Here is a 23,506-nt window from a genome sequence, read left to right as displayed (position 1 = left end):
GGAATCCGAAGCCGATAGGCCCGTCCGTTACCGATCGACTGTCGGCTCCCACGCGATGAGTCCCGGGCGTGGCCAGAGCGCCGGCCAATCCGTCGAAACGCCTTCCTCCTGGCCGCCGCCCTCGCGACAAGGCCATCGTCGACGAGTCCGCCGCCCGCGCCGGTTTTGCCCCGTGCAGGCTGCTGGTGATGGCGATCTTGCAACCGCGGGGTCTGCGGCTGGTATCTAGGTGTGTGGGAAGGCCTGTCCTGTTGAGAGCCGTTCGATGAGGGTTCGTACGGCCTCTTTCCCGCCGTTCGTCCCTACCCAACGACTCACCTGGCAGGCGGCTTTGGCGTACAGCTGAGGATCCGCTGACGCCGCGCGCAGCCAGTCGGCGAGCGTGGCCGGGAGGGGTTCGCGGGAGTCGAGCAGACAGCGGTCGCCGGTTGGGGCGAGGTATCGGGGGTCGTTGCTGACCAGGACGGCGAGGCCCTCATCGAACCACTGCGGGACTTGGCCGTCACCGAGGCGGGCGTGGAGTTCCACGTGGGTCAGCTCGTGTGAGGCGATCACCGGATCGACGCCGCGCGGGGACAGCATCACCGCCCGATTCAGTACGGCGATGCCGCGTTCGCGGCCGCCGCCGATCCTGCGGTAGCAGTCGTCGGTCAGGCACACCAGGACGTCCGGAGAGCTTCTCCGCCCTGCGAAGAAGTCACGCACTCGCTTGTCGGCCTGCTCGATGACCTGGATCACACGCCGGCGTTGGGCCTGCGGCAGGCCCGGTTCCACGTACAGGCCGGGGCGCAGCCGCTCCAGGCCATAGCACCCGGGGCAGGTGGTGGCCACGACGGAAGGGAACGCGATGGCCGTCCCCACCGCGGCGGTGGTGAGGAAGACCACGGTGACGGCGGCCGCGATCCACCAGCGTTTCCTGTGGCGGCGTGGTGGCCTGCGGGGGTTCGTGGCCCGCCTCCGTCGGATCAAGGGCACGTGGTTCCCCGGAGGGGCAGCCGGCGCTCGGTGACGTACCTGCTGACGTGGTCGATGACACAGGGGTTGGCCATCGCGCCGAAGAGGTTGTGGCCGGGGCCGTCGTGTTCGATCACGCGGCTGCCGGGGATCTGCTCGACCACCCGGCGGGTGGAGTCATAGTCCTGCCAAGTGCCTGCGCCCAGGAGCGGCGGCAGCGTACGGGGCATCGGCGTGGGCGGGTTGGTCACCGGGGTCGGCCAGCCGGCGCAGGTGAGTGGCAGGTGCCAGGCGAGGGCGAAGGAGGCGCCGGTGTTTGGGGCGATGGCGCGCAGCCGCTTGACCGTGCGCGCGACGTTCCGCTGCTCGGCGGGGCGCGGGAGGTCCACGCATTCCTTGTACCCACCGCCGGGGGCGCCGGGGTAGGGCTGCCGGCTCGACAGCGCGAAGCCGGAAGCGTCGCCGGCCTCGGCCGCCGTGATGGCCGCCACGAAGTCGCCCCAGCTTGCGGGGCCGGGCCGGAGCTTGAGGAACGCGATCGCCTGCAACTGTGTGCCGTCGAAGCGGGCGTCGGCTTTCGGGGCGGGGATCGGCTCGCGGTTGGCCTTGGCAATGAGCGCCCGCCAGCGTTTCTCCGTCCCGGCGGGCGCCCAGGCGAAGAACCGGTCCATGAACCGCTCGGTCTCGCGCGCCACGGCGTCGAGTTCCCGTTCCCAGTTGCGGAGGCTGTGGTTTCGGGTGCCGTCGATGTAGATCGTGCGCACACGGTCGGGGAACAGCCGGGCGTAGGACTGCGCGATCGTCCCCCCGTAGGACAGGCCGAGGAAGTTCATTTTGTCCTCTCCGAGCGCTTTGCGGATGGCGTCGGCGTCTCGGGCGTCGGCGGAGGAGTCCATATGGTCGAACAGCTCCGGATCGGTGTCGCGGCACTTGTCGCCCCTGGCCTTGTTCGCCGCGGCGAGCCGGTCGAACCCGGCCTGGTCGGCAGGGAACGCCGGGGTGCGCACAAAGCCCCAGTCGCACTGCAGCACCGCGCCGCTGAGCCCGGGATAGCCTCGCGGGTCCCAGGTCACGACATCCATCGACGTACGGATCTTGTCGAAGATCTGGGTGCGTGAGCCCAGCGACGCGATCTGGTACCCCTGAGGGCCGCCGAAGTTGACCAGCACGGATCCCTTCTTGGCACCGGTGGCGGGCAGGCGGGCCACCTTCAGGGGGATCTTGCGGTCGCTCTTGGGCGACAGGGCGACGGGCAGGTCCGCGCACTGGAGCTCGGGCGCACCCGCGATGGGGCAGGCGCTCCACTGGAGAGACGGCTGCGGCGTCGGGGCGCTGACTGGTGTCGTGAGCACGGCCAGCGCCATGAATGTCTTGAGCATGCGCAGAACACTAAGAGCGCGGACAGCCGGGATCTGCCGCCGAAAGTCATCGATGACTGTTCACCAAAGTTGACTATGAGTGCCACGAAACGCAACGAGTAAGGTGAGGCGTATGTCCAGGTATGCGCTTGTCGCCGCGGTCGTGGTCGCGGACACGGCGCTGCTGTGGCTGGACGGGACGGGGGGATGGGCGCTCTCCGCGTACGCCATGGCCGCGGCGCTCACCATGGCGGCGATGAACCGCCTGCCGTTCGTGGCCTTCCTCACGGCGCTGGCGCTCGCGGTGCTCACCGGCGGGTCGCTGGCCTTGCTGATCTGCACCGGCTTTCAGGCCGGGCACCGCATCTCCGCACGCAGAGATGTGGTGGTGACGGCGTGTGCCCTGAGCGCGTACGTGTGCGTTCTCCTGCTGGCCGTGGAGCGCTCACCCGGCGCTCAGGAGGTCTGGATCACCTTGGCCCGCGTCGTCATGCTGACAGCGCTGCCGTTGCTCGCCGGCCGGTACGTGGCCCAGGAGCGCGAGCACCTGCGCCGGGAAAGTGCCCTCATCGCTGAACAGGAGCGGCTACGCGAGCGGCTGCGCATCGCCCATGACATGCATGACTCGCTCGGCCATCTGCTCAGCCTGGTGTCCGTGCAGGCCGCAGCGCTGGAGGTGGGCCCTTTGCCCCTCGACCAGCAGCGGGCGGTGGGCGCCCTGGCGGGCACCGCCCGTGCCGCCGCGGCGGAACTGCACGAGGTGGTCAACGCGCTACGCAGCCATGATGCTCCCGGCCTGGACAACATCGACGATCTCGTCGCACGGTCCCAGGCAGCGGGGGCCATGGTGACGATCGAGACGTCCGGCGAGGCCGTCCCGCTCACCGACCCGAAGGCGTCCCACGCCGCCTACCGGGTCGTGCAGGAAGGGCTGACCAACGCGGTCAAGCACGCGCCCGGCACGCCGATCACCGTGTCGCTCGACTGGCAGCCCGACGCTCTCCTGGTCTCGGTGGCGAACCCGGCGCCCCGCCGTCCCTCCTCCTCCGTCAGCGGCGGTAGCGGCCTGCAGGGGCTCACCGAACGCATCGCCGCGGCTGGGGGTCTGCTTCAGGTCCACCCGGGACCGCGGGAGTTCCGGCTCGTCGCGATGCTCCCGCTGGTGCCGGCCCTCGCGGTGGCCGCCACGTGATCAAGACCTTGATCGCTGATGACGAGCCCCTCATCGCCGCCGGCATCCGCACCGTCCTGGAGTCGGCCGGGGACATCGAGGTGGTGGCCGTCGCGCGCGACGGACGCGAGGCGGTGCAGGCCGCCCGCCGACACCACGTCGACGTCGCCCTCCTGGACATCTCGATGCCGGTGATGGACGGCCTGGCCGCAGCGGCCGAGCTGACAGGGCCGCGGGTGGTGCTGCTCACCGCTTTCGGCAACGAGGACAACGTACGGCGAGCGGTGCGGCAAGGCGTGTCCGGGTTCGTCCTGAAGGCGTGCACCCCCGAGGAGTTGATTCGCGCGGTCCGTGCCGCTCACGCGGGGCAGGCGTACCTCTCGCCGGCCGTGGCGCGCCAGGTGCTCGACATGGCAGCGCCGGGCGGCGACGAGCGCGGACGCGACGCCGTCCGCCGGTTGGCCACCCTCACCGCACGCGAAACCGACATCCTCGCCCTGGTGGCTCAGGGCCTGTCCAACGCCCAGGTCGCCCGGCGCGTCCACATGACCGAGGCCAGCGTCAAGACCTACGTCAGCCGCATCCTCGCCAAACTGAACTGCACGAACCGGGTACAGGCGGCCCTGCTGCTGCGCAATGCGCCATTTTCGAACTGACGCTCATGGCCCCCGCTTCTGGCGCATTCGTGAACGGCCGGACAGTTTCTGCGTGGTTGCCGAGGCTGAAATAGCCGTGATACCTGCGCTGGCACATGCGCGCGTCTGGCGCCGAACCGCCTGACCCGGCACCAGCGATCAACTTCGTCATCGCTGCCGGCTCCGGCGTCGAGCACACGCCCAGCCGTTCGGATCCTCATCAGGATCTCATGTGCCGTTCCCTACCGTGCCTGCATGCGGTCGAGCACAGCGAGGTTCCATGTCCCGATCTCCGTTGCGCTCCTGGCTCTCGGGGTGGTGGTCGGGTTCGCCTCCCGCACGCCCGCGTGGACCGCGGCGGACGCGAGCGTGAGCGGGGCGGTGCAGTCGGTCCGCGGTCCGTGGACCACCGCGGTGGCGCAGGTGCTCGACGTGGCGTTCGGCAACGTCGCGGGTGCGTTCCTGGTGGCCGCTCTCGTCGCGGCGGCCGCCGTCGGACGCTCGCGCGCCGTCCGGCGGGCGCTGGCGGCGATCGTCGCGGGGTGGGGCGTCAGCCTGGTGGTCAAGGTCCTGGTGGACCGGCCCAGGCCGGCGGCGTCGCACGCGCTGGTGCAGGGGCTCGGCCCGGACAGCTTCCCCAGCGGCCACGTGTGCCTCACCCTGTCCGTGGCCGTCGCGATCGCGCTGCTGACCAGGAAGACCCGCTGGCATCGGCCGGTCGTCGCGGCGGGCGGCCTGCTCGTGATCGGGCAGATGCTGGCGAGGGTCTACCTCGGCGCGCACTACCCCACGGACGTCCTCGGCTCGGTCATCGTGACCCCGGCCGCCATCCACCTGGCGACGAACGCCCGCAGGCTGGGCCCGTTCCTGCTCCGGGCGGCCGACCGCCGCAGGGCCCGCCGGGCCGGTCCGCCCAGCACACGGCAGGTGACGATCCTGCTGCTGCACGCGTACGGCATGGGCGGCACCATCAGGACCGCCTTCAACCTCGCGAGCTCCCTGTCGGCCGACCACGACGTGGAGATCGTCAGCGTCGTCAGGGCCAGGGAACGGCCCTTCTTCCCGGTGCCGCCCGGCGTCCGCGTCACGTTCCTGGACGAACGCCCGCCGCGGCGCCGCGTGCCGCGGCTGCTGCGCAGCAGGCTGATCCCGCGGGAGGAGACGGCCTACGACAGGTTCGACCTGCGTACCGACCTCACCCTCCTGCGCTTCCTCCGCGGTCTGCGCACCGGCGTGCTGATCACCACGCGTCCCGGGCTCAACCTGGCCGCCGCCCTGCTGACCCCGCCCGGCGTGATCACCATCGGGCAGGAGCACACCGGCTTCAGGTCGCACAAGCGCGCAGTCCAGAAAATGATCACCCGGAGGTACGGCAGGCTCGACGCGCTCGTCACCTTGACCGAGGCCGACCTCGGCGCCTACCGCGCGGCTCTGGGCTCCCGCGCGCCCCGCCACCTGCTGCGCATCCCCAACGCCGCGCCGCCCGTCAGCGGCGGGCCGTCGCCCCTGACCGCCAAGAACGTCCTCGCCGTCGGCCGCCTCACCAAGGTCAAGGGCCACGACCTCCTCCTGCGGGCGTGGGAGCAGGTCAGCGTCTCACATCCCGGGTGGACGCTGCGCATCGTCGGATCGGGAGCGGAGCGGACCCGCCTCCAGTCGCTCGCTGGGGAGCTCGGGCTGGACTCGGCCGAGCTGCCCGGCTCGTCGCGCGACGTCGGCGCCGAGCTCGACGAGGCCTCCCTCTTCGTGCTCAGCTCCCGCCGCGAGGGCTTCCCGATGGCCGTCCTGGAGGCGCTGAGCAAGGGCGTGCCCGTGGTCGCCTTCGACTGCCCGCACGGTCCCGGCGAGCTCATCACCCACGGGCACGACGGGCTGCTCGTCCCGCCACGGGACGTCGACGCCATGGCCGCGGCGATCGGCCTGCTCCTCGACGACGAACACGAGCGCCACCAGATGGGGGAGGCGGCGCTGCGTACCTCCGAGCGATACGACCGGGAGGTCATCGGGAGACGGTGGGCCGCGCTGCTGGCCGATCTGGAAGCGGGCCGCTGAGCACCGCCGGATCGGAGTTTCACGGTCGCCGCCTGGCTCAGGTGGAGCGACAAGGACGGGAGCTACTCGGTGTTCGAGCAGATGGGCACGCATCAGGCGCCCTTCTTGCTCGGCAACGACCCCGTGTGCGGCTTGGCGGTGGGCCGACCGGCTGGTCGGCCCACCGCCTCGGGCTGCCTACAGCGGTCCGCGCCGCCAAGGGCCGCGGATGGCGTAGGTGCGGCCGGGCGGCTCCAGTGCGGTGGTGCTGCCGAGGGCGTTGACGAACATCGTCGAGCCATCGGGGCTGAAGCAGGCGCCGGCGAACTCGCTGTCGTCGCTGATGTTGACGGCGAACTCGAACGGCTGGCCGCCCGGGTCCAGGCCGATCAGCCGGTTGACGTTCTCCAGACCGGGCGCGAGCGGGTGCGGGTCGGCGTCGGCGTCGGAGGCGTCGTCCTCGCACAGGACGATGCCGCCGCGCGGGCTGAAGGTCAGGTTGTCCGGCGAGTCGAGTTCCTTACGCCCCGGCGACTCATACACCAGCACCAGCGTGCCGCCGTCGCGGCGGCTGGGGATGTACTGCCAGACCTGGCCGTAACCCTCCACGTACCCGTCTGCGCCTGGCGCGTCGCCGTTCTTGGCGTCGCCGCCGCTGGTGGAGTTGAAGAAGATGCTGCCGTCGCCGTACCAGCAGCCTTCGAGGCGGTTGAACTTGGCACCGCCCTTGGCCAGGCCCTGCTGGGTGCAGGTCTTGGCGCCGTTCTCCAGGTCCGGGTCGGGGTCGTCGATACGCACCCATTCGACCGGCAGGCGGGCGCCCATCTTCTGCCCTTCGCGGCAGTCGTAGCCGTCCCGGCCCTTGATCTTGAGCATCTCCAGCACGCCGCCGGCGGCCAGATTGCGCGGGTCCGTGGGGCGGAAGCGGTAGAGCCCGTTGGGCTTGCCGGAGTCGTCCTCGGTCTCGTACACGTAACCGGTGCGCGGGTCGACGGCGACGGCCTCGTGGGAGAAGCGGCCCATGGCCTTGAGGGGCTGGGAGGCGGCGGGCTTGCCGGGCTGCGGGCCGTCCAGCGGCACTTCGTAGATGTAGCCGTGCTTTTGCTTCCAGCCCTGCTTGGGGCCGGCCGTGGTCTCTTCGCAGGTCAGCCAGCCGCGCTGGTGCAGCATCATGCCGCCGGCGCAGTTGACGATGGTGCCGTTGAGGCTGACGAAGTGCCGGAGCACCTCGCCGCTGCGCAGGTCCACCTCCAGTGTGGTGGTGCCGGCGACGCCCAGTTCGTCGTAGCGCTCGGACCCTTCCACGTACACGCGGCCGGTCGGGGAGCCGGGCGTGGTGCGTACTTCGTGGTTGCGGATCAGGCGGACAGTGTCACGGCGGGTGCCGGGGAAGGCGGCCATGCCGTCGTGGGCGATGGGGGTGGCGACGCCGTCGGTCATGGGCGTGCCGGTCTTGCCGAGGACGATGTAGGTGAATCCTTCAGGCAGCGCGAGCAGTTCCTCGCCGGTGTTGCGGGACTTGGTGCGGCGCAGCTCGCCATAGCCGACCTGGCCGGGGTGGAAGTCAGAGCGGCCGGCCTCGGCCCAGGCGGCGTGCGCGCCGAGTGTGTTCATCGCGACGCCGGCGGCCAGCGCGCCGCCTGTCGTGGCCAGGAAGGATCTGCGGTCAACGGAATCCATGATGATTCCCCTTACGAGGGTGCAAAGAGCGACTCGATCCTCCATATATAGACAAATTTCTATGTGTCTGTCTGGTGATCGCCTGATGAACAAGGCTTGATGTCCGGATGTCGTGGTCTGCCGGGCGGTGTTACGCCCGGCGAGCCAGTGGCGGGCCGCACGACCAGTTCGCCACCAAGGCGGCAGTCGCCAACTTCCTGCCGCTGCTCGCCGAACGGTTCGCCCGCCAGCGCCTGCACGCCCTGGCCAGGGTCGAGGGCCATCACGACGGTCGTCCGATCGTGCTGTTCCTGTGCGTACACAACGCCGGGCGCTCCCAGATGGCGCTCGGCTTCTTCACCGAACTGGCCGGCGAGCACGCCGTCGGCTGGTCGGGCGGCTCGGAGTTCGCCTCTGAGGTCAACCCCGCCGCGATCGCCTCGATGGCCGAGCGCGGCATCGACATCTCCCGCGAGTACCCCAAGCCGTGGACCGAGGAGATCGTCCGCGCCGCCGATGTCGTGATCACCATGGGCTGCGGCGATGCCTGCCCGGTCTAACCCGGCAAGCGCTACCTGGACTGGGAGCTGGACGATCCGGCGGGCAAGACGGTGGCGGAGATCCGCCCGATCCGCGACGAGATCGAGCGCCGCGTCCGCGCCCTCCTGGCCGACCTCGAAGTGCCGGCGAGCAGCTGACCCTGTCGCGAGCACGGATAGATGTCTGTCAATATAGACGGTGGCCGACATCGGCCGGTATCTATGCATGGAGCGTGAATGGACCTGCTCGAACTTCTGGAGTGCAGCCCGCCGCTGGCCCGCGAGCCATTCGACGCCGACCAGGCCGCAGGCGTGGCTCGCGTCTTCAAGGCGCTGGGCGATCCTGTACGGCTGCGCATCCTGTCGATCGTGGCCAGCCGCGAAGGCGGCGAGGCCTGCGTGTGCGACATCACCGATGCCTTCGAGCTGTCCCAGCCGACCATCAGTCACCACCTGAAGGTGCTCAAGGACGTCGGCCTGCTCACCTCCGAACGGCGCGCCTCCTGGGTGTACTACCGGCTCGTTCCCGACACGCTCGCCGAACTGTCAGCGCTGCTCAACACGCCCGCCACGGTCTGAGGCTAGGAAGCTGGATGCCGTCCACAACTGTCACGACCAAAAGTTCAGGCGTGATCGGCGGACTGTCCACGCTGGATCGATTCCTGCCGGTGTGGATCGGGCTGGCGATGGCCGCCGGACTGCTCCTCGGACGGCTGGTGCCCGGCCTGGACACGGCGCTGGAAGCGGTGAAGATCGGCGAGATCTCGCTGCCCATCGCGCTGGGCCTGCTGCTGATGATGTATCCGGTGCTGGCCAAGGTCCGCTACGACCGGCTCGACACCGTCACCGGCGACCGCCGCATGCTGCTGGCGTCCCTGGTGTTGAACTGGATCGTCGGCCCGGCCCTGATGTTCGCGCTGGCCTGGGCCCTGCTGCCGGACCTGCCCGAATACCGCACCGGGCTGATCATCGTCGGCCTGGCCCGCTGCATCGCCATGGTCCTCATCTGGAACGACCTGGCCTGCGGCGACCGCGAGGCCGCCGCCGTCCTGGTCGCCCTCAACTCCATCTTCCAGGTCATCGCCTTCGGCGCGCTCGGCTGGTTCTATCTGGAGATCCTGCCCGGCTGGCTCGGCCTTTCCCAAGCGGCGCTGGACGTCTCAATGTGGGACATCGCCCAGTACGTGCTGATCTTCCTGGGAATCCCCCTCGCTGCCGGATACCTGTCCCGCAAGCTGGGCGAGAGGTCCAAGGGCCGGGAATGGTACGAGACCCGCTTCCTGCCGAAGATCGGCCCGATCGCGCTGTACGGGCTGCTGTTCACCATCGTCATCCTGTTCGCCCTGCAAGGGCACACGATCAGCGAGCGTCCATTGGACGTGGCCCGGATCGCGCTGCCGCTGCTGGCGTACTTCTTCCTCATGTGGGGCGGCTCGTTCCTGGCCGGGCGGGCCATCGGCCTTCCCTATGACCGCACCTCCACGCTCGCCTTCACCGCGGCCGGCAACAACTTCGAGCTGGCCATCGCCGTAGCCGTCGGCGTGTTCGGCGTCACTTCGGGGCAGGCGCTGGCCGGAGTGGTCGGCCCGCTCATCGAGGTGCCTGTCCTGGTCGCCCTGGTTTACGTCAGCCTGTGGGGGCGGCGTCTGTTCAGCAAGGAGCCCGCTGATGCCTAGTGTCCTGTTCGTCTGCGTGCACAACGCCGGCCGCTCCCAGATGGCCGCCGGGTGGCTCTCCCACCTGGCCGGCGACCGCATCGAGGTCCGCTCGGCCGGATCCGCGCCCGCCGACCAGATCAACCCCGTCGCGGTGGAGGCCATGCGCGAGGTCGGCATCGACATCACCGCCGAGCGGCCGAAGGTCCTCACCGTCGACGCTGTGCAGGCCTCGGACGTGGTCATCACCATGGGCTGCGGCGACGCCTGCCCGGTCTTCCCCGGCAAGCGCTACGAGGATTGGAAGCTCGACGACCCGGCGGGCCAAGGTATCGAGGCCGTCCGACCGATCCGCGATGAGATCCGTACCCGTATCGAGCAACTGATCAAAGAGCTGCTCCCCTCCGGCTGAGGACGGCGACGAAGGGACAGGCAGGTGGCGTGGCCCCGGCGACCCACGCGATCGCTCCCATCGCCCCGGCCGGGGTCTTCGCGCCGACACCGCCTGCCGCGCCGCCATGACCGCGATCGATGAGGACACCGCCTACACCCACCTGCAGATGGCCGCCTGCTACCTGGGCAAGATGACCGCACTGCAGGAGCATTTCGCCCAGCAGGCCGCCACCCAGTCTGTCGCCTCTTGAAACTGGGCCTTCGTTTGCGGGGAGGCGGTCAGGTCGCACCGGCCGGACAGCAGCCACACGGTGGCCACCAGCAGGCGGGCCGCTGCCACAAGGGTGTCCGGCTGGACGCGGTCGGGGGTTTCGGCGGGGGTCTGGTAGCCGGGCATGCCCATGCCGATGCCGATCGCGGCCAGTCCGGCCCGTCGCTCCAGGCGCTCGCTGTGGTGTGAGGCGGGCGAACATCGGTTCGGCCTTGAGCGCTCCCCGGTCGCGGGCCTCACGTACGGGTGGGACAGCGACGATGTCGCCCAGGTCACCGATGCCGGGTGCGGTTTTCGCCAGTCTGGGCTGCTTTGTGGCGGCGGGTGGCCAGGTCGCACAAGGCGCGGCCGTCTACCTCGTCAGGGAGTAGGCGGGGCGGGCGCAGAGTGGTCCAGGTGGTGTGCGCGCAGGTGCAGGTGGTAGCCGACGGCCAACCCCGCCTGGCCACCGCCGATGACCAGGACCTCGACCACGCGGGTTCATCGGTCATACGGGGGTGAGCTCCAGCTCACCCGGCCTGCCGAGCGCGGACTCGGTGAGCGGCGCGAACAGGGCGCCCAGCTTGTTCACCGCCTCGGGGATGATCCGGTAGTAGACCCAGGTGCCTCGCCGTTCGCCGTCGATCAAGCCCGCTGTACGCAAGACCTTGAGGTGGTGCGAGATCGTGGGCGCCGTCAGGTCGAAGGCGTCGGTGAGGTCGCATACGCAGGCCTCGCCTCCGGCGTGGGAGCCGATCATCGACAGCAGGCGCAGTCGTACCGGATCGGCGACGGCCTTGAGCATGACCGCCAGCTCGGCGGCGTCGGTCTCCGACAGCGGCTCGCGCGCGATCGGCGCGCAGCACTGGATCGTGACGGCGGTCATCCTGCACCCCTTACTTCGACATCTATCGAAATCATACGCGATGGTAGGCGACCAAGGCCAACGCGGCGATCATGCAGGCGGCGGCGACCGCGCCCATCACCCAGACGTAGCCCACCGCTTGGGCGAGCGCGACCGCTCCCAGCGGAGCGAGGGCCTTGTCGGTGACGGAGAAGGCGGCGATACGGCCGGACAACGAGGCGTAGGCGGCGGTGCCGTACCGGCCGACCAGCAGGTGTGGCAGGGTGATGGAGGCGATGCCGAAGCCCAGCCCGAATCCCAGCACGCAGCCGATGGCGCCCTGGACCGTGTGCCCGACCAGCGGTAGCAGCAGGACGGAGACGCCCTGCAGGGCGAAGATCGCGGCAGCGATGAGTGCGGCGGGCAGCCGGCGTTGCAGGCCGGTGGTGAGCAGGCGTCCGGTCACCGACAGCACCCCCAGGAGTCCGGCCAGCGTGGCGGCCAGGACGGGGGAGTGCCCGAGGTGGATGAGGTAGGTGATGAGCAGCACCGCCATGACCGCCGCCGCGCCGCCGTTGGCGGTGAAGGCGAGCACCAGCAGCCAGAACGGCCGTCGGCGGGTGGCGGACTTGACGATGCCGGCCCGCTGTTCTGCTGTGGCGGGCTCGTGCTTGGTGTGGATACGGCGGCGCAGGACGAGCGCGTGCAGCGGGATCGCGGCCACGCCGTAGATCAGCGCCAGGACGACCAGAGCCTGGCGCCAGCCGTACCACTCCACCAGCAGCCCGGTGAGCGGCAGGAAGATCGAGGAGGCGAAACCGGCAACGACAGTGAGCGCGAGCAGGGCGCCTGCCCGGACAGGGCCGTCGAACCAGCTGACGATGACGGCGAAGGCCGACTCGTAGAGCACCATGGCGCAGGCGATGCCCATCGCGGCGAACACCGCGTACAGCTGCCACAGGCTCTCCACTCGCGACCAGGCCAGCACGGCAGCCGTGCCGAGAATCGATCCGGCGGTCATGAGGCCACGGCCGCCGCGGGCATCGAGCCGGCGGCCGACCAGCGGCGCGCACAGGGCGGCGATCAGGATCGACAGGGTGAGCGCCGCGGCGATCTGGGCGTTGGTGGCGTGCAGGTCGCGGGCCATCGGCGCGAGGAAGACGGAGAAGGCGTAGTAGAGCACGCCGTACCCGATGGTCTGGGTGACGGCCAGTGCGGCGACGATCCGCCGGCCGTGGCCGGAACGCGGCTGACCGCCGCCCCTGGTTCCTGGGGCGGCGGTCTCGGTGGTGGAGCTCACTCCGGCTCGCTGGAGCACGAGATCAGGCGGCGGCCGTCCGCGGTCGTCGTCCACTCGTCTCCCGTTTCGGCGATGAAGCCCTGGACCTCCAGCCGCCAGGCCAGGGTGCCGGCCATGCGGGCGATGGCCGGCGCGAAGCCCGGGTTGGTGCTGGATCGCCGGGCGCTGACCAAATGGTGGCCCAGCTCTTCGGTGTGCAACCGGCCGTGGTCACAGATGAGGCGCAAGGCCTCCTTCTGGGCGGCGGTGGGATATCCGTCTGACATGTCCATCCCTGCTTTCAGCCGCAGCAGCTGCCGTCGCTGGAGGCGCCGACGGTGGCCAGCGGCAGCGGGGTGGCCAGCAGGCCACCGCTGATCCCGGTGGCCAGGCCGACACGCTGCTCCTGCGCTTCGGCGAGGTTGGAGGAGCACACGCCGGTCTCCGGCAGGTCGAGCTGTCCGTCGCGGGCCGCCTCCCAGTCGCCCGCGATGGCCGCGACAACCGAGCGGACCTGCTCGTAGCCGGTGGCCATCAGGAACGTCGGGGCACGGCCGTAGCTCTTGACGCCGACGGCGTAGTAGCCCGGTTCGGGGTGGGCCAGCTCATCGACGCCGTGCGCGGGCACGGTGCCGCAGGAGTGCTGATTGGGGTCGATCAGCGGGGCCAGCTGCCGGGTCGAGCCGAGGATCGGGTCCAGGTCCAGACGCAGCTCGGAGGCGATGGAGTGGTCCGGGCGGTAGCCCGTCGCGGCCACGATGCGGTCCACCGTGACGGACTGCTCAGCGCCGGACGGGTCACGGCTGACCACGCTCACGCGGTCACCGCTTCGGGTGATGGAGTGGGTGAAGAAGCCGGTCAGCAGCTGAATGCGCCCTGACTCGACGTGGGCGCGTAGGCGGGTGCCGAGCGCGCCACGGGCGGGCAGCGCGTCGGCCGCGCCGCCGCCATAAGTACGGCTGGCGCTGCCCGCGCGGATCGCCCAGGTGATCTGAGCGTCGTAGAGCTGCGCGAGGGCGAGCAGGGTGGTGGCGGCCGAGTGACCGGCGCCCACGACCAGCGTGTGCTTGCCCTCGTAGGTTTCACGGTCGGCGCCGAGCACGTCGGGCAGGGCGTGGTCGACCAGCTCGCCCGCCTCCGCCTCGCCGTACGCGGGCAGGCCGCTGGCACCCAGGACGTTCGACGTGAAGTAGGTGCCGGAGGCGTCGATGATCGCGCGGGCCTGCAACTCCTCACCGCCGTCGAGACGGATCAGGAACGGGACGTCTTCGCGGCCGTTGGTCCGGACCCGGTCATAGCCGAGGCGGCTGATCGCCGTCACCTTGGTGCTGAGCCGTACCTTGTCCCCGAACAGCTTGGCCAGCGGAGCGAGATAATCAGAGATCAGCTCGGCGCCGGTGGGCAGCCACTCGGGGTCCGGTTCGCTCCAGCCGTCGGCCTCCAGCAGGCGCTTGGCGGCGGCGTCGATGTTGAACTTCCACGGGCTGAACACCCGGACGTGCCCCCACTGCGCGACCGAGGCGGCTATCTGCTCGCCGGCCTCCAGGACCAGGAAGTCCACGCCGCGCTCGGCCAGGTGCGCGGCGGCGGCCAGACCGACCGGGCCCGCGCCGATGACCACCACCGGCAACTCGCCGGCCTCGATCCTGCTCATGGGCTGCTCTGCCTCCAGGGGCGCAGTGGTGCCGCAGCATCCGTCACTCATGGTTGCCTCACTCGCATTCGGTCGTCGGGTGGCTAGCGGAGCATCAGGCTCGTGGTGCGGGCACGATCGAGCGCGGCGCCGGCCCGGCAGGCCGCGTCGCAGACCTCGCCGCGGATCTCGTCGAACGTGACGGTGGTGTCACGGCGGAACCGGCGCAGTAGAGCACGCATCGCACATCTCCTGTTTAGATGATTTTCGAAGTAATAGGCAGCATGCCCCACTGATTAGAGATCTGTCAAATTAGATGGGAGCCTAAGTTGCCGGGACGCCGGGTCGGCGCGAGCCTGATCGAGGGATTGACCTGGTCCGGGCCTATCCGCACCCGCCGGCGAACGGGCCGTCCCCGGGAGGGCAGCACGCCTGCAGGGCATCCTGCAGATCCGTCAGAGCGCGTCGCACGCCGTCGGGATTGGCGCGGTAATGGACGGTCTTCCATTCGCGCCGCGCGGTGAGCACCCCGCCGTCGCGGAGTGTCGCCAGATGGGTGGAGGCGGCCGACTGGGCGAGCGAGAGCCGCTCGGCCACCTCGTTGACCGTCAGCTCCACCCCGCCCTCAAACAGGAAGAGGATCTGCTGGCGGGTGTCGCTGGCCAGCGCCTTGAGAAAGCCGCGGGCCGCGTCCGTCAGCTGGATCCCGTTGGTCGCCATCTCCATAGGATGACTCTACACCATCGTATTGTCATTTCAGGATTTGACGATACGATGCGGCGCATGGACACCATCGTCATCGGCGCGGGCCAGTCCGGCCTCGCTGCCGCCCTCGCGCTGCGCGAACTCGGACGTACCCCCGTCATCCTGGAAGCGGGCGACCAGCCGACCGGCTCCTGGGCGCACTATTACGACAGCCTCGCCCTGTTCTCACCCGCCCGCTACAGCACCATGCCCGGCCTGGACTTCCCCGGCGACCCCGACCACTACCCCCACCGGGACGAGGTCGTCGCCTACCTGAAGCGCTACGCCGACAGCCTGGACGTGGAGATCCGTACCGGCACGCGCGTCAGCGCGGTGGAAGCCGACGGCGCAGGCGGGTTTCTCGTGCACCCCTCAAGCGGTGACACCCTGCAGACCATGGGTGTCGTGGCCGCCAGCGGCTCCTTCGGCAACCCGTACCTGCCCGCTCTGCCCGGCCAGGACGGCTTCACCGGCCAGGCCCTGCACGTGGCCGATTACCGCAACCCCAAGCACTACGCCGGGCAGCGCGTCGTGGTGGTGGGCGGCGGCAACTCCGCCATCCAGGTCGCCTACGAACTCGCCGAGGTGGCCACCGTCACGATCGCCTCCCGGCAGCCGATCCAGTTCATGCCGCAGATCGTCGGCGGCAAGGATGTGCACTACTGGCACACCACCACCGGCTTCGACTCGCTGCCGCCGGAATGGCTGGCCCGTATCGCGACCGGCACGCTGGTGATGGACACCGGCGACTACGCCGCCTCGCTGGAGTCCGGCCGGATGGACCGGCGGCCGATGTTCACCGGCTTCGACGGCGACCGGATCATTTGGGCCGACGGCGAGCGTGAAGCTGTGGACACGGTCATCTACGCCACCGGCTACCGCCCTCACCTGGACTACCTGCAGCCGCTCGGCGCCCTCGACGACACCGGGCTGCCGCTGCACGCCGGCGGCCTCTCCACCACCCACTTGGGGCTGGGTTACGTCGGGCTGGAGTTCCAGCGCTCCTTCGCCTCCAACACCCTGCGCGGGGTGCACCGCGACGCCGCGCACGTTGCCGCGCCGGTCGCCGCGTACGCGAGCAAGGCGCTGGCCGCCTACGGCCTGTGACATGGGATCCCCGCTGGTCACCCTCGCCCTGGTCGTGCTTCTGCTGGCGACCATGCTGACGTCGGCACCTCGCTGACGGCCGCAGGGTTCGCGGTGTTCTGCGCCGCCCGCTCGCCCTTGCCGTGCTGGGCCTGCTCGCGGTGCCCGCCTGGAGCCTGGCCGCACCTTGTTGGGGCTTTGGTCCAGGCGACGGCCCCAACCTGGTCTGTGAAGCATGTGGCCAGGAGATCGTCACCGAGGCGAACGACTGCGGCCTGCCATGGCACGGGGTGAGGCTCTTCCCCGGCACGGTGCTTGGCGCACTTCCGGCTCCCGCCCCCGGACCGCATCCGCCGCAGGCACGATAAACGTCACAAACGCCGGTAGCCTGGGCGGTGGCGCAGGGTTGGGTGATGGTTTCAGGCGTTCGCTCGGCGGAGGCGTTCGGCTGCTTGTGTCCAGAGTGCTTTGCCGGACACTGCGGTGTAGCCGTGGAGCGCTTCCCACCGGATGTCGTGGGCTGCCGGCCACAGGCTGGCCGCCCACGCGATCTGCTGCTCTTCGGCGGTGAACACGCGGGCCCGAGCGTCCTGATAAGCGGCCAGGAACGCCTCGGTACTTTCGATCGGCGGCAGGGTAGCCGGTCCCAGCTTGGGGAACACCGCACTCGCAGCTCCCACCAGGGCAGCCTCCGGTTGCCATGCCAGGCTGTCCCAGTCGTGCACCGTCCACACCTGTTGGTCGTGCCACCGGAGGTTGTGTGCCTCGAAGTCGGCGTGGCCCAGCATGCAGGGCAGGTCAGCGGCTAGCATCCGCCGACGGGCCCTGTCGGCTGTGTCCATGACGTAGGTGGGTACGAATCTCTGGTCCATTCCGTCGAGTGACTCGATCGACGGCCACAGCCCGGGGTCGGTGTGATCCCACCGCACCCAGCGCGGATTCGGCAGCGGCGGCGTGACGGTGAGGTCCGCCAGTGCGGTCATCAGCCGGGCGAAGACCTCTGCGTAGCGCACGGCGATGTCCGGCGCGTCTCCGCGCAACACCTCTCCTCCAGGGCGGAATTCCTCCGCGTGCACGGCCAGGGGACCGACACCGACGACCGGCGTGAGTGGGCGAGCGCAGGGGAACCCGTTCTCGGCCAGCCGGGCCTGCGCTGTAACACATGACCCCGCCCGGCCGTCGTCGCCGCGGGCCTTGACCACGACGTCCGTACCGCCGGCCAACCGGAGACCGAACACCGTCGACATCGATTGTTGCCGGAACAGCACGTCGGCGGGTTGGTCCCCGAGATGGTCCAGACACCACGCCGGTAGCCAGTCCGGCAGATCGTCAAACGGCACAGTGAAACTGTGCCATAGGCGCCTGAACGCGCCGGATGTCGCCTGAGCCGCAGTATTGGGAACCGAACTCGCTCGGTGAAGACGGGTGTCCCGTCTGCCTGTGCGGTGGAGCCCGGAGCCTTCACCGGGGCCCGCCCTCATACGGGGGCCCGGCGGTCGCGACTTCAGCTAATGGCGTGGTCTGCGGCTATCTGACACTATCAGCCGCTAACTTTGTCCTGACATTTCGCTGTACTGAACCTGCGTTCCGGTTTCGGCCCGGGCGAGGCCGCGGGCTGATCGTTTACGAGTCAATGTGCTCGGCGCGTCGGAGGAAATGCCCAATGCCAGCAAGCCCCATCACTAATCGCGATAGCAGACTTGGCATGGGGTTCGCTCCGTCGGCTGGCGAGCCGGCGTGCGCGCCTAGCCTCGTTCCGCACGTCACCACGACTGGCCCGCGTTCCTCCGCCACCTGCCCCACTTCGGCGCAGGTCCCTGAGGGACAGAGCCGGTCGTCGCGGGCAGTGGCGGCGCCGATCAGCCATGGTGCCGGGAGGCCCGTGCCGCGCGACATGCGCGGAATACGGGCCTAGCGGTACCCGCGTACTGCCCAGGCACGAGCCGTGAGGGCGATCGATCCGTCAGGCCGGGCGGGCAACCGTCGGCGCAGCATGTCTCGCAGAGCGGCCTTGCGGTCTTCGGGGAGTGATCCGACGTAGCCGGGCGCCGGAGCCTGTCCGCCGAGGAACGGCGCCCAGTAGTCGTCGAAGTCCCGGAACACGGTCGGCACCTCGATTGCCTCGACGACCACGTCGGCCAAACCCGCGCCGGCCCACAGCTCGCGCAGCGGCTCCGGCCGGCACTGCGGGAACCGCCGCCCCTCGTCCAGCGGCGCTGCCGCGGGGTCGAGGGCGGTGGCGGCATCCCAGAAGTGCCGTAACATCTCCATCCCCTCGGCGTAGTCCCACACATAGGCGGCGACTGTCCCGCGGGACGTCGCGACGCGCGTGAATTCCGCCATGGCACGTGCCGGCTCAGGTACGAAGTTGAGCACCAGCCCGCTGACCACTACGTCGAACCGGCCATCCGGGAAGGGCAACGCCATGGCGTCGCCGGTCTCGAATCGCGTTCGCGGATCGGTGATCTGGGCGCGGGCGTACCCGACGAGACCCTCAGAGGGGTCGACACCCGTCAGCTCGACGGGGTGAGCGGCGGCCAGCACGGTGGCGGACAGCGCGCCGGTGCCGCAGCCCGCGTCCAGCCAGCGTCGTCCGGCCGGAACGGCGAGCCAGGACACGAAGGAGGCGGCGACACGGCGGCTCCACCGGCCCATGAAAGAGTCGTAGGCGTCGCCGCGGGCCCACACCTCGTGCATCACGGCGCAAGAATACGCCCGCCGCCGATGGGAGCGGCCTCAGCGGCGGCTACGTTCGCCAAGACCCCCAGGCCTGTGCCCGTGTCCACGCCTACGGCGTGTCTGCCCGGCTTCTGGTATGTCTGGCGGCGTTTCGGCCGGCCCAGTGGACGGCGTGGTCCGCGACTCGTTCCCATTGGGGGGCGCCGACGGCGAAGTGCGGCATCCGGGCGAACTCCCTGGTAGTCGGTGACCGCGCGGGACCTGCGGTAGCGCTGGTACGTCGCGCGGACCAGCGTGGCGGGGACGGTGTGGTCGGCGCCACCGGCAATCAGGAGCAGCGGGGCGCGGGTGTCATTGCTCACGTCCACCCTGGTTGCGGGATGCCGTCGCAGGTTGGCGGCGGCCGCCTGGAACAGTGGCCGGCCGGGGGCGGGGACGCAGTAGCGCTGGTAGATCACCCCCGACTCGTGTGGGGTCAGGGTGTTGGTGAACGCGTAGTGGAACTGCCTGGGGCTCAGCGCCACGGCTCTGGTGCGGTTGGCGGGGTTGACCAGGGCCGGCAGGGCGGCGCGCAGACTGCTGAGCGGCAGCCGCAGCACACCCTTGATCGGAGCGGGGTGGATCGCGACGCCGGCGGCGCCCAGACCCCGGTCCAGCAGGATCTGGACGATCAATCCGCCGAAGGAGTGGCCGATGATGATGGGCGGCTGGGCCTGCTCGCGGACGACGGTCTCGTAGAAGTCGGCCACCTCGGTGACGCCCAGGCCGTTCATCACCTCAGGATTCTTGCGCAGTGCTTCGACCTCGATCTCCATGCCCGGCCAGGCCGGCGCGAGTACCTGGTGCCCGAGTTGGGTGTAGCGCTCGATCCAGTGCTCCCAGGCGCGTGGGGTCAGCCAGAGTCCGTGGATGAGGATGATGGGAGGCTTGGTGCCGGTGTCTTCGGTCATGGGGTCCTCCTGAGAGGTTCATTGGGCGGGGAGCCGGCAGCCGCGGACGTTGTGGGGGATGCGCCGTGGCGGCCGTAGCGCGGCCCACCGGCGGAGTTTCCCGGTCCGAGCGGGTTCACCCCGGCGTCCCTCCAGCGCACATGAGCCCGCAGTAGAAGGAAACGGGCAGTTTGCGCGCAGCTCATCTCCGTAGCTGATAACCGGACACTCTGCGATTGCTGCCCCGCAACGGGCAGACCGACGTGGCTAGATCGGGACTGAAACAGGGGCCGGCTCTTCGGCCGGGCCGCCCGCGGGTGCTCGGACAGACTAAAGATCGGGAGTGTTCGGCCCGGCAACGCGCCGCCAGGCCTGCTATCGCGGCCGGTGATAAGCCTTGCTGGGATCGCGTGTTTCCGCTGGCTCGCCCAGCACATTGACTAGAGAGTGACCAGCCGGCGCATCTTGCGTCGCTGTCGTCGAGAGGGGTCGTGATGACCCTGGGCGCGGAAGGAACGAAGGCAGGCGCGCGGGGCGGCCACGCCGGCGTTCATCACCGGGCGACCTCCCACCCCTGTGCGGCGTTGGTGCCATGTGCACCGGCGGACCGTACGGATGAGACGAAGGAGGCTTCATGCCTGTTTCTGAACAGCCGGTGAAAGACCGGCAGGACTACGACGGCGCATCGCCGTTCCCCGGGGCAGAAGAACACGTGTCGGCCGGCCGGGCCGTGGTGGCGCTGACGGCGGCGATCGTGATCCTGCCGTTCCTCGCGCTCGGTGTCGCGATCTTCCTGGCGTGGGGGCAGGGAGTCGCGTTCACCGATCTGCTGCTGGCCGCGGGCTTCTACGTGGTGACCGGGCTGGGCGTGACGGTCGGGTTCCACCGGCTGCTCACCCATGCCTCCTTCACCGCCCGGCCATGGCTGCGCGTGGCCCTGGCCATCGCCGGGTCGATGAGCTTCCAAGGCAACCTCATCGGCTGGGTCGCCACCCACCGCCGCCACCACGCCTTCACCGACCAGCCGGGCGACCCGCACTCTCCCTACCGGTACGGCACCGGCCTGCGCGGGCAGCTTCGGGGGCTTGCCCACGCCCACACCGGCTGGCTGTTCACCGACGACCGAACACCGGCCGAACGCTACGCCCCAGACCTGCTCGCCGACCCCGCCATGACCCGGATCACCCGCGCCTTCCCCGCGCTGTGCACGCTGTCACTGGCGCTGCCGTTCCTCGCCGGCTGGGCGATCACCAGCACCCTGTACGGCGGCCTCACCGCCTTCCTGTGGGCCGGATTGATCCGCATCGCGCTGCTCCAGCACATCACCTGGAGCGTCAACTCCCTCTGCCACCTCATCGGCAGCAGACCCTTCAAAACCCGCCGCCACGACCGCTCCACCAACCTGTGGCCACTGGCCCTGCTGTCCTTCGGCGAAAGCTGGCACAACGGCCACCACAGCGAACCCACCTGCGCCCGCCACGGCCTCGAACACGGCCAAACCGACCCAGCCGCCGCCGCGATCCGCCTGTTCGAACGACTGGGCTGGGCCAGCGACGTGCACTGGCCCGACCCCGACCGCATCCAACGCCGCCGCACCACCCTGCCATCACAAGCCCACGCACCCGGCGCAGACTGACCGATGCCCCCCACGCTGCGTGTCGGCATCATCGACGCCGGCTACGACACCATGCCGCAGATCCTGCGCGAACTCCGGCGCAGCCATCCCGAGATCACCATCCATCAGGTCGAAGCGGGCACCCCCGAGCAGTACCGGCAACTGGCCGACGGCCGCCTGGACGTTGTACTCCAGCACCGCTGTGCACTGCGTCCCCTCCTCGTTCCGCACCTCCAATCGGGCGGCTCGGCTGGCTGGAACCCGTCTCGTCGCCCCGGGGCAACGCCCGGGCGAAGGCGCTCCGACAGCCACCAGCCGTAGCGATGATCAACCTCGCTGTCCGCGTCACGAAGCCCTTTGATCGGTTCTGGAGATGGATCCTTCCCGGATCGCCTGTTTCCGTACGGCACGCACGGGTGTCGCCTGGAGGTGAACGAGTTCGACCACACGGCCCCCTGCTTCGACCGGTCCGGAAGACCGATCCCATGCAGACATCGATGCACCGCCAGAGGAGCTCGGCCATGGGCATCATCGCTTGGATCATCCTCGGACTGGTCGCCGGGGCGGTGGCCAGAATGCTGGTCCCCGGCAAGGACCCGCAAGGTATGGTCATCACCTCCGCGCTCGGCATCGCCGGGGCGCTGCTAGGTGGCTTCGTCGCCACCCAGGTGTTGCACGTCTCGGGCATCCAGGGATTCTTCGACCTGTCCACCTGGCTCTGCGCCATCGTCGGCGCGGCAGTCCTGCTGCTCGGCTACCACCTGATCAGCGATCGGCGTTCGAACCGCCAGGCCGGCCGCCGATGACCTCGCCCAGCACTCCCGGGCGTTCACGCTCCTGCCGCGGCAAAGGTGCTGCGTGATGCCCATAGGCGGAGCCCTCACGGTGATCGCCTTCGGTGCCATCCTCGCCTTCGCCCTGGCCGACAGCTCGGTGGGCGGCTTCGACCTGCGCATCATGGGCATCATCCTGATGCTCGGCGGCGCCCTCGGGCTCCTGCTGCCCCTGCTGCTCCGCAACAGACCACGCCCGCGCTGGTCGACCGCCCGCAGCCGCCAGGACGTCATCGACGACCGACCGCCACCCAGTACAGGAGATTCGCCCGGCGACTGACGCCGGGCAAAGGCGCGGCGGCAGGCCTCCCGGCGGCCGCCGGCTCTGACCAGCGCAGGACGTTCAGAGCACAACCCGCTGTTCTCCCGCGCTCCGGCCCTCGGCAGGAGGCGAGAGGGCGGCGCCGACTCGCGGAGGCGGACATGCCCACCATGACCACAATCGTTGCCGTCGCTGCGGCGGCGATCGTGATCGCGGCCATCGGCTTCGTCGTGGTGCAGCAGCGCTGGCAAGGCACTCGCCGGCGCGTCGACCCCCAACCCGCCACGAGCGAACGTGACAACAGCGGCGGGGCCGAGCGGGAACTACCCTCCCGGCAGGGGCGGGCCGCCACCCTCGACATCAAGCCGCTCACCACCGAGTCACAGCAGACCTATGCCCAGGGCTGGACCACGCTCCAGAAGCAGTTCGTCCACGCGCCAGGCCCTGCGGTCACTGAGGCCGATCGGCTGGTCACGGCCGCCATGGCCGAGCGTGGATATCCCACCGAAGACCTCGAACAGCAGCAATCGGACTTGCCGGTGATGCACGGCCGCACGCTGCACCACTACCGCCAGGCCCACGAGATCAGCGGGCGCGTCGCCCAAGGCGATGCCTCTCTCGAGGACCTGCGGCAGGCAATGGTGCACTACCACGTACTGTTCCAGGAACTCCTCGACAACACTGACGAACACCGCCACCCTCGACCGCCGACCGAGCCCGCGACGACCGACCAACATCGCAGGGAGAATCCTGAAACGGCTCGCGAAAAAGGTGACTCGACATGAACACGCGCAACGACGATAAATCCACGGGATTTGAATTTCCGGGATCGCGGTCATATCGAATCCGCTCTCCCCGTGAACACAGCGTGAGAATTTTGGCCACATTGGACCATAATTACGCCATGCGGGTCTGACCTGGTGTAATCCTGTCGTCGCCGATGGGCAAGGGGTTGGA

General features: G+C 69.7%; 25 protein-coding genes and 2 pseudogenes. 15 read left to right on the top strand and 12 right to left on the bottom strand.

The window, feature by feature from the left end; translation table 11 throughout:
- Nucleotides 1–225 precede the first annotated feature (225 nt).
- Entirely contained in the window at nt 226–969 is a 744-nt protein-coding gene (locus tag EDD27_RS37985; protein ID WP_127936677.1) for a hypothetical protein, read from the bottom strand.
- Nucleotides 966–2,333, bottom strand: a complete 1,368-nt coding sequence (locus EDD27_RS37980; protein WP_127936676.1) for an alpha/beta fold hydrolase — start codon at nt 2,331–2,333, stop codon at nt 966–968. Before EDD27_RS37980 ends, EDD27_RS37985 begins: the two co-directional genes overlap by 4 nt.
- Nucleotides 2,334–2,445: 112 nt before the next feature.
- Here EDD27_RS37980 and EDD27_RS37975 point away from each other — a divergent pair, with 112 nt between their 5' ends.
- The 3 genes from EDD27_RS37975 (at nt 2,446) to EDD27_RS37965 (ending at nt 6,170) form a co-directional block, all read left to right on the top strand.
- Nucleotides 2,446–3,504 (top strand): sensor histidine kinase, encoded by a 1,059-nt coding sequence (locus EDD27_RS37975; protein WP_127936675.1) that lies wholly within the window; start codon nt 2,446–2,448, stop codon nt 3,502–3,504.
- Entirely contained in the window at nt 3,501–4,139 is a 639-nt protein-coding gene (locus EDD27_RS37970) for a response regulator (RefSeq protein WP_127936674.1), read from the top strand. Before EDD27_RS37975 ends, EDD27_RS37970 begins: the two co-directional genes overlap by 4 nt.
- Nucleotides 4,140–4,373: 234 nt before the next feature.
- Entirely contained in the window at nt 4,374–6,170 is a 1,797-nt protein-coding gene (locus EDD27_RS37965; RefSeq protein ID WP_241564473.1) for a glycosyltransferase, read from the top strand.
- Between the two features lie 177 nt (nt 6,171–6,347).
- On the opposite strand, the gene EDD27_RS37960 is transcribed toward EDD27_RS37965, so the two are convergent.
- Entirely contained in the window at nt 6,348–7,829 is a 1,482-nt protein-coding gene (locus EDD27_RS37960; protein WP_127936673.1) for an alkaline phosphatase PhoX, read from the bottom strand.
- Between the two features lie 107 nt (nt 7,830–7,936).
- Between EDD27_RS37960 and EDD27_RS58975 the strand changes: the two are divergent.
- The 6 genes and pseudogenes from EDD27_RS58975 to EDD27_RS58010 all read left to right on the top strand — a co-directional run.
- A pseudogene (locus EDD27_RS58975) lies at nt 7,937–8,056 on the top strand (hypothetical protein); the annotation flags it as partial.
- Between the two features lie 15 nt (nt 8,057–8,071).
- A pseudogene (locus EDD27_RS58970) lies at nt 8,072–8,506 on the top strand (arsenate reductase ArsC).
- A 78-nt stretch (nt 8,507–8,584) separates the two neighbouring features.
- Nucleotides 8,585–8,926, top strand: coding sequence for an ArsR/SmtB family transcription factor (locus EDD27_RS37950; RefSeq protein ID WP_127936672.1), 342 nt, complete (start codon nt 8,585–8,587; stop codon nt 8,924–8,926).
- Between the two features lie 14 nt (nt 8,927–8,940).
- Nucleotides 8,941–10,023: an ACR3 family arsenite efflux transporter gene (arsB, locus tag EDD27_RS37945; protein WP_127936671.1), complete on the top strand. Its 1,083-nt coding sequence runs from the start codon at nt 8,941–8,943 to the stop codon at nt 10,021–10,023.
- Nucleotides 10,016–10,414, top strand: a complete 399-nt coding sequence (locus EDD27_RS37940; RefSeq protein ID WP_127936670.1) for an arsenate reductase ArsC — start codon at nt 10,016–10,018, stop codon at nt 10,412–10,414. The genes arsB and EDD27_RS37940 overlap by 8 nt, the downstream gene beginning before the upstream one ends.
- A gap of 106 nt (nt 10,415–10,520) precedes the next feature.
- The gene (locus EDD27_RS58010; RefSeq protein WP_277750780.1) at nt 10,521–10,646 is read left to right on the top strand and encodes a hypothetical protein; all 126 of its coding nucleotides are present in this window, start codon (nt 10,521–10,523) and stop codon (nt 10,644–10,646) included.
- 507 nt (nt 10,647–11,153) lie between these two features.
- Here EDD27_RS58010 and EDD27_RS37925 read toward each other — a convergent pair.
- The 6 genes from EDD27_RS37925 to EDD27_RS37905 all read right to left on the bottom strand — a co-directional run bounded on the left by EDD27_RS37925 (nt 11,154) and on the right by EDD27_RS37905 (nt 15,127).
- Nucleotides 11,154–11,531 (bottom strand): ArsR/SmtB family transcription factor, encoded by a 378-nt coding sequence (locus EDD27_RS37925; protein ID WP_127936669.1) that lies wholly within the window; start codon nt 11,529–11,531, stop codon nt 11,154–11,156.
- A gap of 31 nt (nt 11,532–11,562) precedes the next feature.
- Entirely contained in the window at nt 11,563–12,789 is a 1,227-nt protein-coding gene (locus EDD27_RS37920; protein ID WP_127936668.1) for an MFS transporter, read from the bottom strand.
- Nucleotides 12,786–13,055: a hypothetical protein gene (locus EDD27_RS37915; protein WP_127936667.1), complete on the bottom strand. Its 270-nt coding sequence runs from the start codon at nt 13,053–13,055 to the stop codon at nt 12,786–12,788. The genes EDD27_RS37920 and EDD27_RS37915 overlap by 4 nt, the downstream gene beginning before the upstream one ends.
- A gap of 14 nt (nt 13,056–13,069) precedes the next feature.
- Nucleotides 13,070–14,473: an FAD-dependent oxidoreductase gene (locus tag EDD27_RS37910; protein WP_206641829.1), complete on the bottom strand. Its 1,404-nt coding sequence runs from the start codon at nt 14,471–14,473 to the stop codon at nt 13,070–13,072.
- A gap of 32 nt (nt 14,474–14,505) precedes the next feature.
- Complete coding sequence (locus tag EDD27_RS54835; protein WP_164903973.1) at nt 14,506–14,643, bottom strand: hypothetical protein; 138 nt, start codon at nt 14,641–14,643, stop codon at nt 14,506–14,508.
- A 142-nt stretch (nt 14,644–14,785) separates the two neighbouring features.
- Nucleotides 14,786–15,127: an ArsR/SmtB family transcription factor gene (locus EDD27_RS37905; RefSeq protein ID WP_241564472.1), complete on the bottom strand. Its 342-nt coding sequence runs from the start codon at nt 15,125–15,127 to the stop codon at nt 14,786–14,788.
- 57 nt (nt 15,128–15,184) lie between these two features.
- On the opposite strand from EDD27_RS37905, the gene EDD27_RS37900 reads away from it, so the two are divergent.
- A complete protein-coding gene (locus EDD27_RS37900; RefSeq protein ID WP_206641828.1) occupies nt 15,185–16,252 on the top strand; it encodes a flavin-containing monooxygenase in 1,068 nt (355 codons plus the stop codon).
- Between the two features lie 398 nt (nt 16,253–16,650).
- Here the strand turns inward: EDD27_RS37900 and EDD27_RS37895 are convergent, their stop codons facing one another.
- The 3 genes from EDD27_RS37895 to EDD27_RS37885 all read right to left on the bottom strand — a co-directional run bounded on the left by EDD27_RS37895 (nt 16,651) and on the right by EDD27_RS37885 (nt 19,860).
- Nucleotides 16,651–17,571, bottom strand: coding sequence for an aminoglycoside phosphotransferase/kinase family protein (locus EDD27_RS37895; protein WP_127936665.1), 921 nt, complete (start codon nt 17,569–17,571; stop codon nt 16,651–16,653).
- A 571-nt stretch (nt 17,572–18,142) separates the two neighbouring features.
- The gene (locus EDD27_RS37890; RefSeq protein WP_241564894.1) at nt 18,143–18,928 is read right to left on the bottom strand and encodes a class I SAM-dependent methyltransferase; all 786 of its coding nucleotides are present in this window, start codon (nt 18,926–18,928) and stop codon (nt 18,143–18,145) included.
- The gene (locus EDD27_RS37885) at nt 18,928–19,860 is read right to left on the bottom strand and encodes an alpha/beta hydrolase (protein WP_206641826.1); all 933 of its coding nucleotides are present in this window, start codon (nt 19,858–19,860) and stop codon (nt 18,928–18,930) included. The genes EDD27_RS37890 and EDD27_RS37885 overlap by 1 nt, the downstream gene beginning before the upstream one ends.
- Nucleotides 19,861–20,473: 613 nt before the next feature.
- Here EDD27_RS37885 and EDD27_RS37880 point away from each other — a divergent pair.
- From EDD27_RS37880 to EDD27_RS37860, 5 genes are all read left to right on the top strand, one after another.
- On the top strand, nt 20,474–21,475 hold the full coding sequence (locus EDD27_RS37880; protein WP_127936664.1) for an acyl-CoA desaturase: 1,002 nt from the start codon (nt 20,474–20,476) through the stop codon (nt 21,473–21,475).
- Between the two features lie 3 nt (nt 21,476–21,478).
- Entirely contained in the window at nt 21,479–21,775 is a 297-nt protein-coding gene (locus tag EDD27_RS37875) for a LysR substrate-binding domain-containing protein (RefSeq protein ID WP_127936663.1), read from the top strand.
- A gap of 200 nt (nt 21,776–21,975) precedes the next feature.
- Nucleotides 21,976–22,260 (top strand): GlsB/YeaQ/YmgE family stress response membrane protein, encoded by a 285-nt coding sequence (locus EDD27_RS37870; RefSeq protein ID WP_127936662.1) that lies wholly within the window; start codon nt 21,976–21,978, stop codon nt 22,258–22,260.
- Nucleotides 22,261–22,315: 55 nt separating this feature from the next.
- Nucleotides 22,316–22,567, top strand: a complete 252-nt coding sequence (locus EDD27_RS37865; protein WP_127936661.1) for a hypothetical protein — start codon at nt 22,316–22,318, stop codon at nt 22,565–22,567.
- Nucleotides 22,568–22,710: 143 nt separating this feature from the next.
- Nucleotides 22,711–23,334, top strand: coding sequence for a hypothetical protein (locus tag EDD27_RS37860; protein WP_206641825.1), 624 nt, complete (start codon nt 22,711–22,713; stop codon nt 23,332–23,334).
- Nucleotides 23,335–23,506 lie beyond the last annotated feature (172 nt).

The organism is Nonomuraea polychroma, assembly GCF_004011505.1.
Taxonomy (GTDB): Bacteria; Actinomycetota; Actinomycetes; order Streptosporangiales; family Streptosporangiaceae; genus Nonomuraea; species Nonomuraea polychroma.
This window is presented reverse-complemented; position numbering and strand designations above follow the sequence as displayed.

Coding starts and splice junctions, on each gene's coding strand:
- EDD27_RS37860 (WP_206641825.1), top strand. CDS start 22,711: ATGCCCACCATGACCACAATCGTTGCCGTCGCTGCGGCGGCGATCGTG.
- EDD27_RS37890 (WP_241564894.1), bottom strand. CDS start 18,928: ATGCACGAGGTGTGGGCCCGCGGCGACGCCTACGACTCTTTCATGGGC.
- EDD27_RS37975 (WP_127936675.1), top strand. CDS start 2,446: ATGTCCAGGTATGCGCTTGTCGCCGCGGTCGTGGTCGCGGACACGGCG.
- EDD27_RS37905 (WP_241564472.1), bottom strand. CDS start 15,127: ATGGAGATGGCGACCAACGGGATCCAGCTGACGGACGCGGCCCGCGGC.
- EDD27_RS37965 (WP_241564473.1), top strand. CDS start 4,374: ATGCGGTCGAGCACAGCGAGGTTCCATGTCCCGATCTCCGTTGCGCTC.
- EDD27_RS37870 (WP_127936662.1), top strand. CDS start 21,976: ATGGGCATCATCGCTTGGATCATCCTCGGACTGGTCGCCGGGGCGGTG.
- EDD27_RS37915 (WP_127936667.1), bottom strand. CDS start 13,055: ATGTCAGACGGATATCCCACCGCCGCCCAGAAGGAGGCCTTGCGCCTC.
- EDD27_RS37885 (WP_206641826.1), bottom strand. CDS start 19,860: ATGACCGAAGACACCGGCACCAAGCCTCCCATCATCCTCATCCACGGA.
- EDD27_RS37950 (WP_127936672.1), top strand. CDS start 8,585: ATGGACCTGCTCGAACTTCTGGAGTGCAGCCCGCCGCTGGCCCGCGAG.
- EDD27_RS54835 (WP_164903973.1), bottom strand. CDS start 14,643: ATGCGTGCTCTACTGCGCCGGTTCCGCCGTGACACCACCGTCACGTTC.
- EDD27_RS37980 (WP_127936676.1), bottom strand. CDS start 2,333: ATGCTCAAGACATTCATGGCGCTGGCCGTGCTCACGACACCAGTCAGC.
- EDD27_RS37910 (WP_206641829.1), bottom strand. CDS start 14,473: ATGAGTGACGGATGCTGCGGCACCACTGCGCCCCTGGAGGCAGAGCAG.
- EDD27_RS58010 (WP_277750780.1), top strand. CDS start 10,521: ATGACCGCGATCGATGAGGACACCGCCTACACCCACCTGCAGATGGCC.
- EDD27_RS37940 (WP_127936670.1), top strand. CDS start 10,016: ATGCCTAGTGTCCTGTTCGTCTGCGTGCACAACGCCGGCCGCTCCCAG.
- EDD27_RS37875 (WP_127936663.1), top strand. CDS start 21,479: ATGCCCCCCACGCTGCGTGTCGGCATCATCGACGCCGGCTACGACACC.
- EDD27_RS37900 (WP_206641828.1), top strand. CDS start 15,185: ATGGACACCATCGTCATCGGCGCGGGCCAGTCCGGCCTCGCTGCCGCC.
- EDD27_RS37865 (WP_127936661.1), top strand. CDS start 22,316: ATGCCCATAGGCGGAGCCCTCACGGTGATCGCCTTCGGTGCCATCCTC.
- EDD27_RS37925 (WP_127936669.1), bottom strand. CDS start 11,531: ATGACCGCCGTCACGATCCAGTGCTGCGCGCCGATCGCGCGCGAGCCG.
- EDD27_RS37960 (WP_127936673.1), bottom strand. CDS start 7,829: ATGGATTCCGTTGACCGCAGATCCTTCCTGGCCACGACAGGCGGCGCG.
- arsB (WP_127936671.1), top strand. CDS start 8,941: ATGCCGTCCACAACTGTCACGACCAAAAGTTCAGGCGTGATCGGCGGA.
- EDD27_RS37880 (WP_127936664.1), top strand. CDS start 20,474: ATGCCTGTTTCTGAACAGCCGGTGAAAGACCGGCAGGACTACGACGGC.